The organism is Bradyrhizobium sp. NBAIM14 (genome assembly GCF_020193895.1).
In the GTDB taxonomy this organism is placed as follows: domain Bacteria; phylum Pseudomonadota; class Alphaproteobacteria; order Rhizobiales; family Xanthobacteraceae; genus Bradyrhizobium; species Bradyrhizobium yuanmingense.
Genome location: NZ_JADYVQ010000072.1, coordinates 1 through 726 on the forward strand (window position 1 = coordinate 1; position 726 = coordinate 726).

The following is a 726-nucleotide window of genomic DNA, read 5'->3' on the forward strand; positions in this document are numbered from 1 at the left end:
CTTTAAGGGTGTTGTATTCCTGCACGATATTGCTGTGAATTGTCGCAATATCCCTGTTCAGGGCATCCGCGTTTGCCTTCATGTTTGCGACTGACTCTTCCAGCCGCTGAAAATCCTGGCTGATGCGCTCACCTATCAGCCCTGCCACGTCCAGCTTCTGCACCTCATTTCTGACTTCATCCCTGACCTGTTTTGCCACACCTTCAGAAATATCCCGATATCCGCGAAGTGTTTCCCTTGCCACAGCCAGAGAATCAGCAACAGCTTTCTGTTGCTCCATTGCGGTATGTTGCAGATGCTCCACCGATAACAGGAGCGTGAGTAATTTTTCTTCTGTGCTGGCCATGTTCAGAATCCCATAGAAAATCCACGTGACGGTGATTTAACCCGTTCAGGTTCAGTTCGGTTCTGTCTGCTCACTCTGTCTCTCATGTCAAAGCCATGCTCCCGCGCAACATCATGTTGCAGCCTTCTGACCAGTTCATGTTGCTTAACCGGAGTGTCCAGCCATTCCCCGATGTCATGCCCGACCGTTCGCGCCTGTTCAAGATGGCTGGAATAGTCCGGTTCAGACCGTTTTTGCATGATGTCATGACGCTGGGCATCATCAAGCCGTCCGGCAGCTTCAAAACCCAGATGCACTTCGGGACGTCGTTCAATGCCCTGTTCTTTCAGCGTCCGGCAGTCAATGAAGTCCCTTTCAAAGCCATGCTTTCTCATATGTTC

The 726-nt window shown here is 50.8% G+C and carries 1 protein-coding gene and 1 pseudogene; both read right to left on the reverse strand.

Going from position 1 to position 726, the window contains the following annotated elements; translation table 11 throughout:
- Positions 1-346: hypothetical protein (locus tag I6F28_RS37045; protein WP_524536136.1), on the reverse strand; the 346-nt coding region annotated here is incomplete at its 3' end.
- A gap of 2 nt (positions 347-348) precedes the next feature.
- Positions 349-726: pseudogene (locus I6F28_RS37050) on the reverse strand (hypothetical protein); the annotation flags it as partial.